This is a genomic window from Blautia sp. AF19-13LB (assembly GCF_003479105.1).
Lineage (GTDB): Bacteria > Bacillota > Clostridia > Lachnospirales > Lachnospiraceae > Fusicatenibacter > Fusicatenibacter saccharivorans.
This window is the reverse complement of record NZ_QUGO01000008.1, coordinates 185,161-199,109: the sequence shown is the minus strand read 5'-3', so window position 1 is coordinate 199,109 and position 13,949 is coordinate 185,161. Positions and strand designations below refer to the sequence as shown.

Sequence of the window (13,949 nt, the reverse complement as noted above, 5' to 3'; positions counted from 1 at the left end):
CGTTTTGAATTACTTATTCAGAACTTTCGAGGATGTGTTTCATTGTTTAATTATCAAGGATCTTTGCTGTTCCGACTCGGATCAACTCGTTTATTTTACCACAGAGCTTTTCGTTTGTCAAGAACTTTTTTGATTTATTTTTTGAAGTTTTTTTAACTTCTTCGCTGTTCTTTCAATCAGCAACTCGTTTATTTTATCAAACTCATTCGCTTTTGTCAAGAACTTTTTTAATTTATTTTTTGGATTAGTTTTTTCAAACCTATCACCAACTCTGCTATCTTATCAGATGTGAAACTGTTTGTCAAGAACTTTTTCCACAAAAAATATCATTTTGTTTTTGGCTTTTAAACGGAGAAGGAGGGATTTGAACCCTCGCGCCGGTTACCCGACCTACACCCTTAGCAGGGGCGCCTCTTCAGCCACTTGAGTACTTCTCCAAATGCCTAAATATAAAATGATATGTGCAGTCACTCATTCGTGACGCATGGTTTATTATACAAAAACCTTACGTTCTTGTCAACCCGTTTTTTCGAATTTTTTGTTTTTTTCTTACTATTATAGAAAATATGCCTTACAGAACCCAAATCAGCCCCCAGAATAGCAGAAAAGAGCGCATATCACGCTCTTTTCTGAAACCGCTACGCGGTTACGACGGCTTCAATTCTCTTCTTTACCATCTCGGCAATCTCTGTTGTCTTCATTCCCTGGTATTCCTCGTATGGGATCGGGTCGAGAAAATGGACTTCTACCGTTACGGGACGGACGGTATTGGAGTCAAACGGAACAAAACAGTTTTTTAACGCAACCGGCACGATCGGGCATTTTGCTTTTACTGCGATCTTGAAGCTGCCGCTTTTAAACTCCAGCAGCTGGTTTCCCTTTCTGCTCCTCGTTCCTTCCGGAAACAGAATGACGTTTTTGCCTTCTTTTACGGCATCGGCCGCCTCATTGATAACCTGCATTGACTGCCGCAGATTCTCCCGGTCCATAAACAGCGCGTGGATGCACGCAAAGACCTGTTTTAAAAACGGAATATGCTCTACCTCTTTTTTGGCAACAACTGTAAAGGTACGCGAGCACGCTCCTGCGATCGCCAGCACATCGTACAGTCCCTGGTGATTCGGATACATCACAAAACCGTCCTGCTCCGGAAGATTTTCTGCTCCATAGGATTCCACAATGACGTTTCCGCCTTTGTTCGCCCGCTGTACAATAAAGCGCAGCATTTTAAAGTGCTCTTCCAGACTGTACTTGTCCGGATGCGCTGCATGGTAACAGAGCCGGCACCACATCCACGGAACCAGAAGCAGATTCCGCAGCACCATCAGTAAAATTCGTTTCATATTTTTCTCCCCTTCCCCAAACGAGAAAAACGTGCCTGAGCTTTTTTCTCTCAGACACGTTTTGCGACGCTGTATTATTCCTTCGTTTCCTCAGAAGCACTTTCGGTCTCTTCCACCGAAACCGGAGTCTCCTCGGATGCCTCTTTGTCTCTTACCTTTGCAATGCTGGCAACCTTGATTTCACCGTCCACATCCATCAGCTTGACACCGGACGTGATACGTCCCATAACAGAAATGCCGGAGCATGGTGTACGGATGATGATTCCCTCTGTGGTGATCATCATGATCTCATTATCCTCGTTGACCGCCTTGGAACCGATCAGGTTTCCGGTCTTTTCGGTAATCTTATAGCATTTGACACCCTTGCCGCCGCGGAGCTGTACGGTAAACTCTGCCATCGGCGTCCGTTTGCCCATGCCGTTTTCGGATACGACAAGGAGATAGTCTCCCTGCGTGCAGATCTGCATGCCGACTACTTCATCGCCGTCCAGAAGGTTGATGCCGCGTACACCCATGGAAACACGGCCTGTCGTACGCACATCGTTTTCCTTAAAGCGGATACACTGGCCGAATTTCGTTACCAGAATAATCTCTTTCTCGTTATCAGTTGTCTTAACTTCAATCAGTTCATCATCATCGCGGAGCGCAATGGCAGCAAGACCCGTTTTTCTGACGTTCTCGTACTCTTCGAGCGGCGTCTTCTTCACCAGTCCCTTTTTCGTTGCCATAAACAGATAATGGCCCTTCTCATATTTGCGCATTGGAATAACAGCGGTAATCTTCTCTCCCGGCTGCAGCTGGAGAAGGTTGACAATCGCCGTTCCTCTTGCGGTTCTGGACGCCTCCGGAATCTCGTATGCTTTCAGACGGTAGACTCTTCCCGTATTCGTAAAGAACATGAGGTAATGATGGGTCGTCGTCATCAGAAGCTCCTCGATGTAGTCGTCCTCGATGGTCTGCATGCCCTTGATTCCCTTGCCGCCGCGGTTCTGGCTGCGGAAGTTGTCAACGGTCATACGTTTGATATAGCCCAGTTTCGTCATGGTGATGACGGTATTCTCGCGCGGAATCAGATCCTCCATGGAGAGATCGTACTCATCAAAGCCGATGGAAGTTCTTCTGTCATCGCCGTATTTTTCGGATACGTTCAGAATCTCCCTGCGGATAACGCCAAGAAGCACCTTGCGGTCTGCGAGGATGGCTTTTAACTGCTCGATGCGCGCCATCAGCTCTTTGTACTCGTTCTCGAGCTTCTCCCGTTCCAGACCGGTCAGAGCGCGCAGACGCATGTCTACGATTGCCTGGGCCTGGGCATCACTCAGATCGAAGCGTTCCATCAGGTTCTTCTTTGCCTCTGCCGCATTCGCGGATGCACGGATGATATGGATCACTTCGTCAATATGGTCAAGCGCTTTTAAGAGTCCTTCCAGAATATGGCTTCTCTCCTGCGCTTTGTTCAGGTCGTATTTCGTTCTTCTCGTCACAACCTCTTCCTGGTGCTGCAGATAATACGTCAGCATCTCCAGAAGGTTCATGACTTTCGGCTGATTGTTTACCAGTGCAAGCATGATCACACCAAAGGTATCCTGCATCTGGGTATGTTTGTACAGCTGGTTTAAGATGACGTTTGCATTGGCGTCGCGGCGCAGTTCGATACAGATGCGCATACCCTCACGGTTGGAGTGGTCCGCAATGCCGGTGATGCCGTCGATCTTTTTATCTCTTACCAGCGCGGCGATGTTCTCGATCAGGCGCGCCTTGTTTACCATGTACGGGATCTCGGTTACGATGATCTCGCTCTTTCCGTTCGGCAGTGTCTCGATGTTTGATACCGCACGAACACGGATTTTACCGCGGCCGGTACGGTAAGCCTCGTCGATACCGCGGGTACCGAGAATTTCTGCTCCCGTCGGGAAGTCAGGGCCTTTTACAATGCCGAGAATCTCCTCGAGATCTGTCGTACGGTCCTCCTCGATGATATTATCAATAATTTTTACAATGGCACTTACCACCTCGCGCAGATTGTGCGGCGGGATGTTCGTTGCCATACCGACTGCGATACCGGAAGTACCGTTTACCAGAAGGTTCGGGTAGCGGGCCGGCATAACAACAGGCTCTTTTTCGGTTTCATCAAAGTTCGGGGCGAAGTCTACGGTGTCTTTGTTGATATCCGCCAGCATCTCCATCGAGATTTTGCTTAAACGTGCCTCGGTGTATCGCATAGCCGCAGCGCCGTCGCCGTCGACGGAACCGAAGTTTCCATGGCCGTCCACCATCGGATAACGGGTTGCCCAGTCCTGTGCCATGTTGACGAGTGCTCCGTAGATAGAGCTGTCGCCGTGCGGGTGATATTTACCCATCGTATCACCGACGATACGCGCGCACTTACGGTGCGGCTTATCCGGCGTATTGTTCAGTTCACTCATGGAGTACAGAATACGTCTCTGTACCGGCTTTAAGCCATCGCGGACGTCTGGAAGTGCACGGGATGCAATTACGCTCATCGCGTAGTTGATGTAGGATTCCTCCATCGTGTCTTTCAGATCGACCTCGTGAATTTTATCAAAAACATTATCTTCCATCTTTTCCTCCACTTCAGTTCACAGGACTTTTTAGATATCCAGGTTGTTTGCGTATTTTGCTCTCTCTTCGATAAAGTCACGGCGCGGTTCTACCTTGTCGCCCATGAGCGTATTGAAGGTAAGATCAATTTCAGAAGAATACTCTTCATCGAACACAACGCGGCGCAGAACACGGCGTTCCGGGTCCATGGTGGTCTCCCAGAGCTGCTCCGCATCCATCTCTCCCAGTCCTTTGTAACGCTGGATCTTATTATCTCCGCGTCCGATCTCATTGAGGATCTGATTCATCTGATCGTCGTCGTATGCGTACCATACTTTTTTGTTTTTCTCAATCTTGAACAGCGGCGGCTGTGCCAGGTAAACGTGGCCCTGTTTGATCAGCTCCGGCATGAAGCGGTACAGGAACGTCAGCATCAGTGTGTCGATGTGCGCGCCGTCGACATCGGCATCGGTCATGATGATGATCTTGTCGTAGCGCAGTTTGGTGATATCGAAATCGTCGTGGATTCCGGTTCCGAATGCCGTAATCATCGCTTTGATCTCGGCATTGGCATAAATTTTATCGAGACGTGCTTTCTCTACATTCAGGATTTTTCCACGCAGAGGCAGGATCGCCTGCGTTGCACGGCTTCTCGCGGATTTTGCGGAACCGCCCGCGGAATCTCCCTCGACCAGGAAGATCTCACAGTTTTTCGGATCCTTGTCGGTGCAGTCTGCCAGTTTTCCAGGCAGGGACATACCGTCCAGTGCGGATTTTCTTCTCGTCAGGTCACGCGCTTTTCTTGCAGCCTCTCTCGCACGCTGGGAAAGCAGGGACTTTTCAATGATCGTTTTTGCGACAGCCGGGTTCTGCTCCAGGAACAGCTCGAGCTGGGTGCTCACGATATTGTCGACTGCTCCTCTCGCCTCGCTGTTTCCAAGTTTCTGCTTTGTCTGGCCCTCGAACTGCGGCTCCTCGATTTTGATGCTGACAATCGCCGTCATACCCTCGCGGATATCCTCTCCGGTCAGGTTCGGTTCGCTGTCTTTTAACAGTTTATTTGCTCTTGCATATTCATTAAAGGTTTTCGTCAGCGCATTCCGGAAGCCCACGATATGGGTACCGCCCTCCGGCGTCGTAATGTTGTTGACAAAACCGTACGTATTTTCCTGATAGGAATCGTTGTGCTGCATCGCAACCTCAACGAGAACGCCGTCTCTTTCTCCCTCGCAGTAGATGATGTCCGGGTAGAGCGCCGTTTTGCTCTTGTTCAGGTAGCTGACAAACTCTTTGATACCGCCCTCGTAGTGGAATGCTTTTTCCACTACCGGATCCGTGCGCAGATCGCGCAGAACAATGCGCAGTCCCTTGGTCAGAAATGCGGTCTCGCGGAGTCTTGTTTTTAAAACGTCGTAATCATAAACCGTCTCCTCGAACATCGTGTCATCCGGCAGGAAACGGACCTCGGTACCTGTTTTTTCGATCGGACAGGTATCGATGACCTCCAGCTTATTCATGGTTTTTCCGCGCTCATACCGCTGGAAGTAAACCTTTCCATCGTGATAAACGCGCACCTCAAGCCAGTTGGACAGCGCATTTACAACGGATGCACCAACGCCGTGCAGACCGCCGGATACCTTGTACCCTCCGCCGCCGAACTTTCCGCCTGCGTGCAGCACCGTAAAGACAACCTCAACGGCCGGAAGGCCCGACTTATGATTGATGCCGACCGGAATACCACGGCCGTCGTCGATGACGGTGATGGAGTTGTCCGGGTTAATCGTAACGTCAATATTTTTGCAGTATCCTGCCAGTGCCTCGTCTACCGAGTTGTCGACAATCTCATAGACCAGATGGTGAAGTCCCCGTGCGGAGGTACTGCCGATATACATACCTGGGCGCTTCCGTACGGCTTCCAGACCCTCCAGAATCTGAATCTGGTCTGCACCATACTCTGTCTTTTCCATGTTCTCTGTACTCATTTAGATTCCTCCTGTTTCTTTGTGAAACACAGACCCCTCGACCACCTGGAATACGCTGTTTGCCTCAAAATGATTTTCGACAAACTCGTCCAGTCCGGTACAGGTAATCAGTGTCTGTATGCTGTGAATGCTCTGCAGAAGATAATTCTGCCGGCTGCCGTCCAGCTCCGACAAAACATCATCCAGCAGTAAAACCGGTGTATCGTGAATTTCCTCCTCGACCAGACGGATCTCCGCCAGTTTCAGCGAAAGCGCCGCCGTCCTCTGCTGCCCCTGGGAACCGTATTTACGGATATCAATGTCGTTGACCCGCACACAGAAATCGTCCCGGTGCGGCCCGGTGTAGGACTGTCCGAAACGCAGATCACGCTCTCTTCCGGCTTTTAACTCTTCGGAAAACGCTTCCTCGGACACATTCGGTTCATAGGTAATCAGAATCCGCTCCTTTCCTCCGGTCAGATTCTGATGGATCTCGGATAAAATATCATTCAGGCGGCTGATAAACTTTTTCCGCTCGGAAATAATGCTTTTTCCATAGCGGACCATCTGCTCATCCCAGATCTCGAGCGTATCCGCCATTCTGCCGGAAAACGAAATCTCTTTAAGCAGCTTGTTTCTCTGTGCCACCACTTTATTATAATTGGCAAGCTCGATCATGTATAGTCTTGACAATTGACAAATTTCGCTATCGAGGAAACGCCGGCGCTCCGCAGGACCGTTTTTGATGATATTCAGGTCCTCCGGAGAGAAAAACACAATATTTACAATGCCAAAAAGTTCCGACGCTTTGCGGATCGGAACTCCATCGATGGCGATTCCCTTGGATTTATTTTTTTTCAGATGCATATCGATTTTATGCGTGCTGCCGTTCCGTTCCACCATCATCCGGATATGGGCTTCTTCCCGGTCAAACTGGATGATTTCGCGGTCCTTGCTGCCGCGGTGCGATTTCGTCGTACCCGCCAGATATAAAGCCTCGAGAATATTCGTCTTTCCCTGGGCATTGTCGCCGTAGAGAATATTCGTTCCGGGGCTGATATTTATGCATAAGTTTTCATAATTCCGATAGTTCTTCAGTTCTAAAGATTTGATATACATGAGCACTCGTCCGTGAAAAATCAGCTTAAGTTTTTAAGCCTTATTTTTTAATTTGTATCTCATTTCCATTGTAGCAGACAATATCTCCGTCATAGAGCTTGCGGCCGCGGCGGGTATCTACTTCACCGTTTACGGTCACTTCGCCGTCCTTGATGACGAGCTTTGCTTCCACGCCGTCTTCTACCAGAGCCGCAGCTTTTAATGCCTGGCCCAGTTTGATGTAATCTTCACGCAGCGTAATAATTTCCATTTTTTCCTCCTGCACTGCCGTGCCTTTTCCTCACGTAAGTTCGCAGTTTTCAACCTGTGTGGCTGTAAAACCGCTGAAAGTTCTTTCAGAAAAGGTTCCGGCAGATTTCAAACTTATGTGACTTATCTCACGGAATTGAAGTTTACCGGCAGAATCAGATAGATATAGCTCTCTTCTTCGTTCCGGATAAAACATGGAGCCTTCGGGTTGACCAGATAAATCGAAATTTCCTCGTCGTCAATAACACGAAGTGCATCGATCAGGAATTTCGGGTTAAAACCGATCATAATATCCTTGCCTTCTTTGTTGATATCGATCTCTTCTTTCATGGAACCCATCGCGGAGTTGATCTGCAGTTCCATCGCTCCATCCTGGATGTCGATGATGATCGGTTTTTTGTCGCCTTCTTTGACAAGAAGTGTCGCACGGTCGATACAGCTTAAGAATTCTTTTTTGTTGATCGTCACTTTTGTCTCGTAATCACTCGAAAGCATCTGGTCGATGCGGAAATATTCACCGTCGATCAGTCTGGAAACGACCGTTGTATCATCGAACTTGAACATAATGTGGTTTTCCGAGAAGTAAATATCAATCTGATCATCCATCTCGCCGGACAGAATTTTGCTGATTTCGTTCAGGGTTTTTCCCGGAACAACGACTTTTCGGTCCAGATACGAATTTTTCAGCTCAATTTTGCGGATCGCAATACGGTGTCCGTCCAGAGATACGACGCGAAGTGTGTTATCTTTGATTTCAAACAGCTCACCGGTCATCAGTTTGTTGTTCTCATTGGCTGCAATGGAGAAAATGGTCTGACGGATCAGTTCTTTTAAGGTGAACTGGGAAATGGAAACACAATCGGAAGTTTCGAGAATCGGCAGATAGGAAAAATCTTCTCCTGACTGTCCCGGAATGTTGAATTTTGCTTTTTCACACGTAATCGTGGTTAGCAGATTTTCATCTGTTTCTATTGTAACCTGATTATCCGGAAGTTTTCTTACGATCTCAGAAAAAATCTTTGCATCCAGAGCAACAATACCGCGTTCCAGAATCATACCTGTGACAAGGGTCTCAATTCCGAGTTCCATATCGTTGGAGGTAAACTTGATCTGGCTGGAAGATGCATCAATCAGGATACACTGCAGAATTGGCATCGTAGTTTTACCGGAAACAGCTTTCATCGCAATGGCAACGCTTTTTACAAGGTCTGCTTTGTCAAACACTAATTTCATAATTGTGGATAACTCTCCTTTCCTCACGGCTGGGTGAGTATGCTTATAAAGAAAAAATATAGTAAAAATCCGTAGTCTTAGTCGTAGGGGCTGTGGATATGTGGATAACCCCTTCGAGAATGCGGAAATACTGGAAAAATGGATCTGTATAACTCTGTGAATAATCGAACGTGAACCTGTGTATGAAATGTTGATAACTTCAGGCTCCAAATTTGTCCACAATTCATCCACAGGCTTTCCACATCGGTTTGTGCATAAATAAGGGCCTGTAAACCGATGCGTTTCTTCTTATATAAATGTAGATTGGTTCGAACTGTTTTGACAGAGTTACAGCTATGCCGCTTATTTAGACGGGTTAATCTTCTTCTTTAAGATATCTACCGTGTTGCGGACACTGTCTTTGGCACTCATTTCCTTTTCGATCTTCTCAATGCCGTGCATGACAGTGGTATGATCGCGGTCGCCCATCATTTTTCCGATTCCGGTCAGCGGGGCATCGAGCATTTCGCGGCACAGATACATTGCGATCTGGCGCGGGAATACGATTTTGCTGCTCCGCTTGCTGCCGACAATGTCGGACGGCGTAATATCGAAGTGATCTGCAACGGTGTCGATGATAAATTCCGGCGTGATGACCTTCTTCTCGTTTGGGGAGATGATATCGCGCAGCACCTGTTCTGCAAGATCAATGTTGATTTCACGTTTTTCAAGGTTTGCGTATGCAATGATTTTGTTGAGAGCGCCTTCTAATTCACGGATGTTCGATTTAATATTGGAAGCGATGTATTCGATCACATCGTCGCTGACGGAATAGCCGTCGAGTTCCTGCTTTTTGCGGAGGATGGCGATTCGCGTTTCATAATCCGGGCTCTGGATGTCGGCAAGGAGTCCCCATTCGAAACGGGAACGGATGCGGTCTTCCAGGATATCCATGTCTTTCGGGGGACGATCCGAAGAAAGGATGATCTGTTTGTTGGCGCCGTGCAGCGTATTGAAGGTATGGAAAAACTCTTCCTGCGTGGATTCCTTTCCTATAATAAACTGCACATCATCGATGAGAAGTACGTCGATATTGCGGTATTTCTCACGGAATTTGGTCATTGCGGTGTTGTTGCTGTTTCGGATGGCCTCGATGACTTCATTTGTAAATTCTTCACTCGTTACGTAGAGAATCCGCGAAGACGGGTTCTTTTGAAGAATAAAATGTGCGATCGAGTGCATCAGATGGGTTTTGCCCAGTCCAACACCACCGTATAAAAACAGCGGATTGTAGATTTCTCCCGGGGATTCGGCCACGGCGAGAGAAGCTGCATGGGCAAATTTGTTATTGCTGCCGACCACGAAGGTATCAAAGGTATACTTTGGATTCAGGTTCGGCACATAGAGATTTTTCTGGACGGGAGCAGGCGCTTTTTCCTGTTTCACTTCTTCCGGAAGAATAAAGCGGATCTCATAGTTGACACCTGTGATTTCCGCGATGGCCACTTTAATAGGAAGAGTATATTTTTTGCTCACGTAATCGAGACCCATTTTTTCGGATGGAACCAGGATTGTGATCAGATTGTCCTCAACCGAATGGATCGTAAGTGGTTCAATCCATGTAGTAAAGGAGATCTCAGATAATTCGTGCTCGTCCCGCACTCTCTGCAGTATTTCTTTCCATTTATCTTGTACGATTTCCATGCTTTTTCTGTCGCTCCGCTTCTATAATCATTGCTTTTTGGGGATAACTTCTGTCTGAAAAACGAAATTTTCCCCGAATAGTCGCATTTTTACTTCTATATGATATAATAAAATGCCGTTTTATTCAACCCAAAAATGTGGATAATTATTTTTTTATCCACAGAATGTGTAAAAAATTTTCCTGTTGATGAAATGGAGGATAGTTTGTGGATAACAGGGAATCTTATGTTGATAAAATTGTGGATAGAGGGCTGGAAAAACCGAAATGTGTAAAGTCTGGAAAACTTATATACACATTATACATGGCGTAAATACTGGAAAAATTGGAAATGCCCACAGGTTGTACACAGCAAAACCGAAAGTTATCCACAAGGTTATCCACAGATTGTGGATAATGTTGATTACGGTTACAAGATATCGTGTGGAAAGCACAAAAATCGAACTGATATTTGTACGCGTGCGGCGGACAGTGTGGATAAGTTGTGGATAAACCGAAAATCAGCACACGGAAGGCACGGGCAGCGGCAGACCGGAAAACCGCGTCAGAGCGGCATTTTTCCCGAAAAAACTGCGAAAATTATTGATTTTAGGGTTGACGAAATGGGGGTTTATGAATATAATTGAAATGATGTTTTCTGTCATACATGTAGTGAAATACTGCCTTGCAGGCAGTTATTGATTAGAATTTAAAGGAGGTGCCTTATCTTATGAAAATGACATTTCAGCCGAAAAAAAGATCCAGAGCTAAAGTTCACGGATTCAGAGCAAGAATGAGCACAAAAGGTGGAAGAAAAGTTTTAGCTGCAAGAAGATTAAAAGGAAGAAAAAAATTATCAGCATAAAACCAAAGGCCGCATAAAATTTATGTGGTCTTTTCTTCTATCTAAAGCTATTCAATGAAAAGAAAATTTAGACAAATCATGAAGGAAAGAATGGATTCATGAAATATTCGGAAAGCCTGAAAAAAAACAGAGATTTTCAGCTGGTTTATAAGCAGGGAACATCGTTTGCAAACCGATTTCTGGTCATGTATGTGAAGAAAAATCAGCTGGGACGGAACCGGATTGGAATTTCAGTAAGTAAAAAGGTTGGAAACAGCGTTGTGCGCCACCATCTGGCGAGACTGATCCGGGAGAGTTATCGTCTGCATGAAGAGGAATTTCAGTGTGGAATGGATGTAGTTGTGATCGCAAGAGTTAATGCAAAAAACTGTACGTATTTCGAGATAGAGGGAGCACTTTTGCATCTGGGAAAACTGCATCATATATTAAAGGAAACAGAAAAATGAAGACGGTATTGATAAAAGGTATCCGGTTTTATCAGAAGTACCTGTCTCCTCTGAAGAGGGTGCACTGCCCTTATACGCCGACCTGCTCGCAGTACGGGCTGGAAGCGATTCAGAAATATGGTGCTTTCAAAGGAAGTCTGCTGGCATTATGGAGAATACTGAGATGTAACCCGTTTTCACACGGAGGTTACGACCCTGTGCCGTAGATAAATAAGGAGGAAAAGACGTTTTGGATATCGTACTGAGTAAATCAACGTGGCCGATTATCGGGTGGGTATGCCAGATCCTCGGCTGGCTGATCAATGGAATTTATTTTTGTCTGGAAAAAATTGGAATTCCGAATATCGGTATTGCGATTATTCTGTATACGATTATCATTTATCTCGTTCTGACGCCGCTTCAGATCAAGCAGCAGAAGATGTCGAAGATGATGAGCGTAATGCAGCCGGATCTGCAGAGAATTGAAAAGAAATATCAGAACAAAAAAGACCAGGCTTCTCAGATGAAAAAATCTGAAGAAACCATGGCAGTTTATCAGAAATACGGTGTCTCCCCGACAGGAAGCTGCAGTACACTGCTGATTCAGATGCCGATTCTGCTTGCACTGTACCAGGTTATCTATCATATTCCGGGATATATCGGAAGTGTCCGCAATGTATTCCAGGGACTGACAACACAGATGATGGGTGTATCAGGATATTCTGACATCCTGACACAGTTTATCACAGATAACCGTGTTACCATGTACAGTAAAGTAAGTGAAACATTAACCGAAAATAACCTTCTGGACATGTTTTATGTGCTGAAACCGTCCCAGTGGATGAAGCTGGCTGACATCAGCGAGTTCTCCGGTATTGCGGATACCATTACAAAAACCGCCGCGGAGTCCAAGCATATCAACATGTTCCTTGGATTTAATATCACACAGTCTCCGATGGATGTCATCCGCGAGGGTATGGCAAACGGATCTGCGCTTCTGATTGCAGGAGCAATTCTGGTGCCGATTCTGGCATGGTTTACCCAGTGGCTGAACTACAAGCTGATGCCGCAGGCACCATCTTCCAACAACGGAAATAAGACAGCAAACTCCATGGAAAATTCCATGAAGACCATGAACACGGTAATGCCTGTTTTCTCCGCATTTATGTGTTTATCATTCTCCATCGGTATTGGTATTTACTGGATCGCCGGTGCGCTCGTTCGAAGTGTACAGCAGGTTATCATCAACCGCCATATGTCCTCGATCGACATGGATGAGGTGATCCGCAAAAACCAGGAAAAAGCTGCAAAGAAGAGAGAAAAAGCCGGCCTTCCGCCGCAGAAAATCACACAGGCTGCAACGCAGAGTGTGCGTAATATTCAGGTACAGGAGAACGAAGAGCCGTCTGCTGAGGAAAAAGAGGCAGCAAGAAAGGCTTCGACTGAGTATTACAACAGCAATCAGGAATACCGCGCCGGAAGCATCGCTGCGAAAGCAAACATGGTAAAACAGTTTGATGAAAAGAACAGCAAAAAGAAAAAATAGGGGGTAAATCTTTATGGAGTTTATCGAAGTATCCGCAAAAACCGTGGACGACGCCATTACAAAAGCCTGCATTGAGCTTCAGGCTGCCAGCGATAAACTGGAGATCCAGGTCATCAGCGAAGGCAGTTCCGGATTCTTTGGAATCGGAAGTAAACCGGCTGTGATCCGTGCCGCTGTAAAAGCCGCACCGGAAAAAGAACCGGAAGCACCCCAGAAACCAGAGAAAAAAGAGGCAGCTCCTGCACCGGTAAAGGAAGCGCCGAAAAAAGAAGCTGTAAAGAAAGAAACGGAAAGAAAATCTGCTCCGCGTCAGGCAGAAACTGCAAGACGCTCCGAGCCAAGAGAAGAGCGTGAAGTAGTTCAGAGAACAGACGAGGAAATCGCCCAGATCAAGGCAACGGCACTTGAGTTCTTAAGCGGTGTATTCAAAGCCATGGAGCTCCCGGTTGAGATCCAGATGGAGTATAATGCCGAGAACGATTCTCTTGAAGTTGATTTTGCCGGTGAGGATATGGGCATCCTGATCGGAAAACGCGGACAGACACTGGATTCCCTTCAGTATCTGACCAGCCTTGTGGTCAACAAAGAGCAGAAGGATTACGTTCGTGTCAAACTTGATACGGAGAACTACCGCAAACGCAGAAAAGAAACACTGGAAAATCTGGCAAGAAACATTGCTTACAAAGTGAAAAAGACCAGAAGACCGGTTTCTCTGGAGCCAATGAATCCTTACGAAAGAAGAATCATCCACTCTGCACTGCAGGGAAATAAATTCGTGGAGACCTACAGCGAGGGCAGCGAGCCATACCGCCACGTAGTTGTAGCGCCGAAACGATAAGAAAGCGTAAAAAATATGCAAAAAGACGGTACCTGTGTAAAATACGGGGTACCGTCTTTTCTGGTTTTCTGCTAAAATGGAACTATTCAGAGCCATGCGAGAGGAAAGAAAAAATGTGGATCTGAATACTGGGATCCCCAAAAAGAGA

General features: G+C 46.6%; 12 protein-coding genes and 1 tRNA gene. 5 read left to right on the top strand and 8 right to left on the bottom strand.

What is annotated here, in order from left to right:
- Nucleotides 1-349: 349 nt before the first annotated feature.
- The 8 genes from DWX32_RS10585 to dnaA all read right to left on the bottom strand — a co-directional run bounded on the left by DWX32_RS10585 (nt 350) and on the right by dnaA (nt 10,150).
- A tRNA-Ser gene (locus DWX32_RS10585) sits at nt 350-437 on the bottom strand.
- A gap of 201 nt (nt 438-638) precedes the next feature.
- Entirely contained in the window at nt 639-1,343 is a 705-nt protein-coding gene (locus tag DWX32_RS10580) for a lysophospholipid acyltransferase family protein (RefSeq protein WP_117762034.1), read from the bottom strand.
- Nucleotides 1,344-1,417: 74 nt separating this feature from the next.
- Nucleotides 1,418-3,925, bottom strand: a complete 2,508-nt coding sequence (gene gyrA / locus DWX32_RS10575) for a DNA gyrase subunit A (protein WP_118659961.1) — start codon at nt 3,923-3,925, stop codon at nt 1,418-1,420.
- A 30-nt stretch (nt 3,926-3,955) separates the two neighbouring features.
- Nucleotides 3,956-5,887, bottom strand: a complete 1,932-nt coding sequence (gyrB, locus tag DWX32_RS10570) for a DNA topoisomerase (ATP-hydrolyzing) subunit B (protein WP_055221593.1) — start codon at nt 5,885-5,887, stop codon at nt 3,956-3,958.
- Nucleotides 5,888-6,985 (bottom strand): DNA replication/repair protein RecF, encoded by a 1,098-nt coding sequence (gene recF, locus DWX32_RS10565; RefSeq protein ID WP_118659959.1) that lies wholly within the window; start codon nt 6,983-6,985, stop codon nt 5,888-5,890.
- Between the two features lie 40 nt (nt 6,986-7,025).
- The gene (locus DWX32_RS10560; RefSeq protein ID WP_117802687.1) at nt 7,026-7,235 is read right to left on the bottom strand and encodes an RNA-binding S4 domain-containing protein; all 210 of its coding nucleotides are present in this window, start codon (nt 7,233-7,235) and stop codon (nt 7,026-7,028) included.
- A 122-nt stretch (nt 7,236-7,357) separates the two neighbouring features.
- Entirely contained in the window at nt 7,358-8,467 is a 1,110-nt protein-coding gene (dnaN, locus tag DWX32_RS10555) for a DNA polymerase III subunit beta (protein ID WP_118659956.1), read from the bottom strand.
- Nucleotides 8,468-8,809: 342 nt separating this feature from the next.
- The gene (gene dnaA / locus DWX32_RS10550; protein WP_022462273.1) at nt 8,810-10,150 is read right to left on the bottom strand and encodes a chromosomal replication initiator protein DnaA; all 1,341 of its coding nucleotides are present in this window, start codon (nt 10,148-10,150) and stop codon (nt 8,810-8,812) included.
- Between the two features lie 707 nt (nt 10,151-10,857).
- Between dnaA and rpmH the strand changes: the two genes are divergently transcribed.
- From rpmH to jag, 5 genes are all read left to right on the top strand, one after another.
- The gene (gene rpmH, locus DWX32_RS10545) at nt 10,858-10,992 is read left to right on the top strand and encodes a 50S ribosomal protein L34 (protein WP_005952426.1); all 135 of its coding nucleotides are present in this window, start codon (nt 10,858-10,860) and stop codon (nt 10,990-10,992) included.
- A 98-nt stretch (nt 10,993-11,090) separates the two neighbouring features.
- Complete coding sequence (rnpA, locus tag DWX32_RS10540; RefSeq protein WP_022462272.1) at nt 11,091-11,438, top strand: ribonuclease P protein component; 348 nt, start codon at nt 11,091-11,093, stop codon at nt 11,436-11,438.
- Nucleotides 11,435-11,644 (top strand): membrane protein insertion efficiency factor YidD, encoded by a 210-nt coding sequence (yidD, locus tag DWX32_RS10535; RefSeq protein ID WP_022462271.1) that lies wholly within the window; start codon nt 11,435-11,437, stop codon nt 11,642-11,644. The genes rnpA and yidD overlap by 4 nt, the downstream gene beginning before the upstream one ends.
- A 23-nt stretch (nt 11,645-11,667) precedes the next feature.
- Nucleotides 11,668-12,963 (top strand): YidC/Oxa1 family membrane protein insertase, encoded by a 1,296-nt coding sequence (gene yidC / locus DWX32_RS10530; protein WP_118659954.1) that lies wholly within the window; start codon nt 11,668-11,670, stop codon nt 12,961-12,963.
- A gap of 13 nt (nt 12,964-12,976) precedes the next feature.
- On the top strand, nt 12,977-13,801 hold the full coding sequence (gene jag / locus DWX32_RS10525; protein ID WP_118659952.1) for an RNA-binding cell elongation regulator Jag/EloR: 825 nt from the start codon (nt 12,977-12,979) through the stop codon (nt 13,799-13,801).
- Nucleotides 13,802-13,949 lie beyond the last annotated feature (148 nt).

What these genes read in the sequence shown, in the direction of transcription:
- DWX32_RS10580 (WP_117762034.1), bottom strand. Translation starts at nt 1,343, where the DNA reads ATGAAACGAATTTTACTGATGGTGCTGCGGAATCTGCTTCTGGTTCCG.
- gyrA (WP_118659961.1), bottom strand. Translation starts at nt 3,925, where the DNA reads ATGGAAGATAATGTTTTTGATAAAATTCACGAGGTCGATCTGAAAGAC.
- gyrB (WP_055221593.1), bottom strand. Translation starts at nt 5,887, where the DNA reads ATGAGTACAGAGAACATGGAAAAGACAGAGTATGGTGCAGACCAGATT.
- recF (WP_118659959.1), bottom strand. Translation starts at nt 6,985, where the DNA reads ATGTATATCAAATCTTTAGAACTGAAGAACTATCGGAATTATGAAAAC.
- DWX32_RS10560 (WP_117802687.1), bottom strand. Translation starts at nt 7,235, where the DNA reads ATGGAAATTATTACGCTGCGTGAAGATTACATCAAACTGGGCCAGGCA.
- dnaN (WP_118659956.1), bottom strand. Translation starts at nt 8,467, where the DNA reads ATGAAATTAGTGTTTGACAAAGCAGACCTTGTAAAAAGCGTTGCCATT.
- dnaA (WP_022462273.1), bottom strand. Translation starts at nt 10,150, where the DNA reads ATGGAAATCGTACAAGATAAATGGAAAGAAATACTGCAGAGAGTGCGG.
- rpmH (WP_005952426.1), top strand. Translation starts at nt 10,858, where the DNA reads ATGAAAATGACATTTCAGCCGAAAAAAAGATCCAGAGCTAAAGTTCAC.
- rnpA (WP_022462272.1), top strand. Translation starts at nt 11,091, where the DNA reads ATGAAATATTCGGAAAGCCTGAAAAAAAACAGAGATTTTCAGCTGGTT.
- yidD (WP_022462271.1), top strand. Translation starts at nt 11,435, where the DNA reads ATGAAGACGGTATTGATAAAAGGTATCCGGTTTTATCAGAAGTACCTG.
- jag (WP_118659952.1), top strand. Translation starts at nt 12,977, where the DNA reads ATGGAGTTTATCGAAGTATCCGCAAAAACCGTGGACGACGCCATTACA.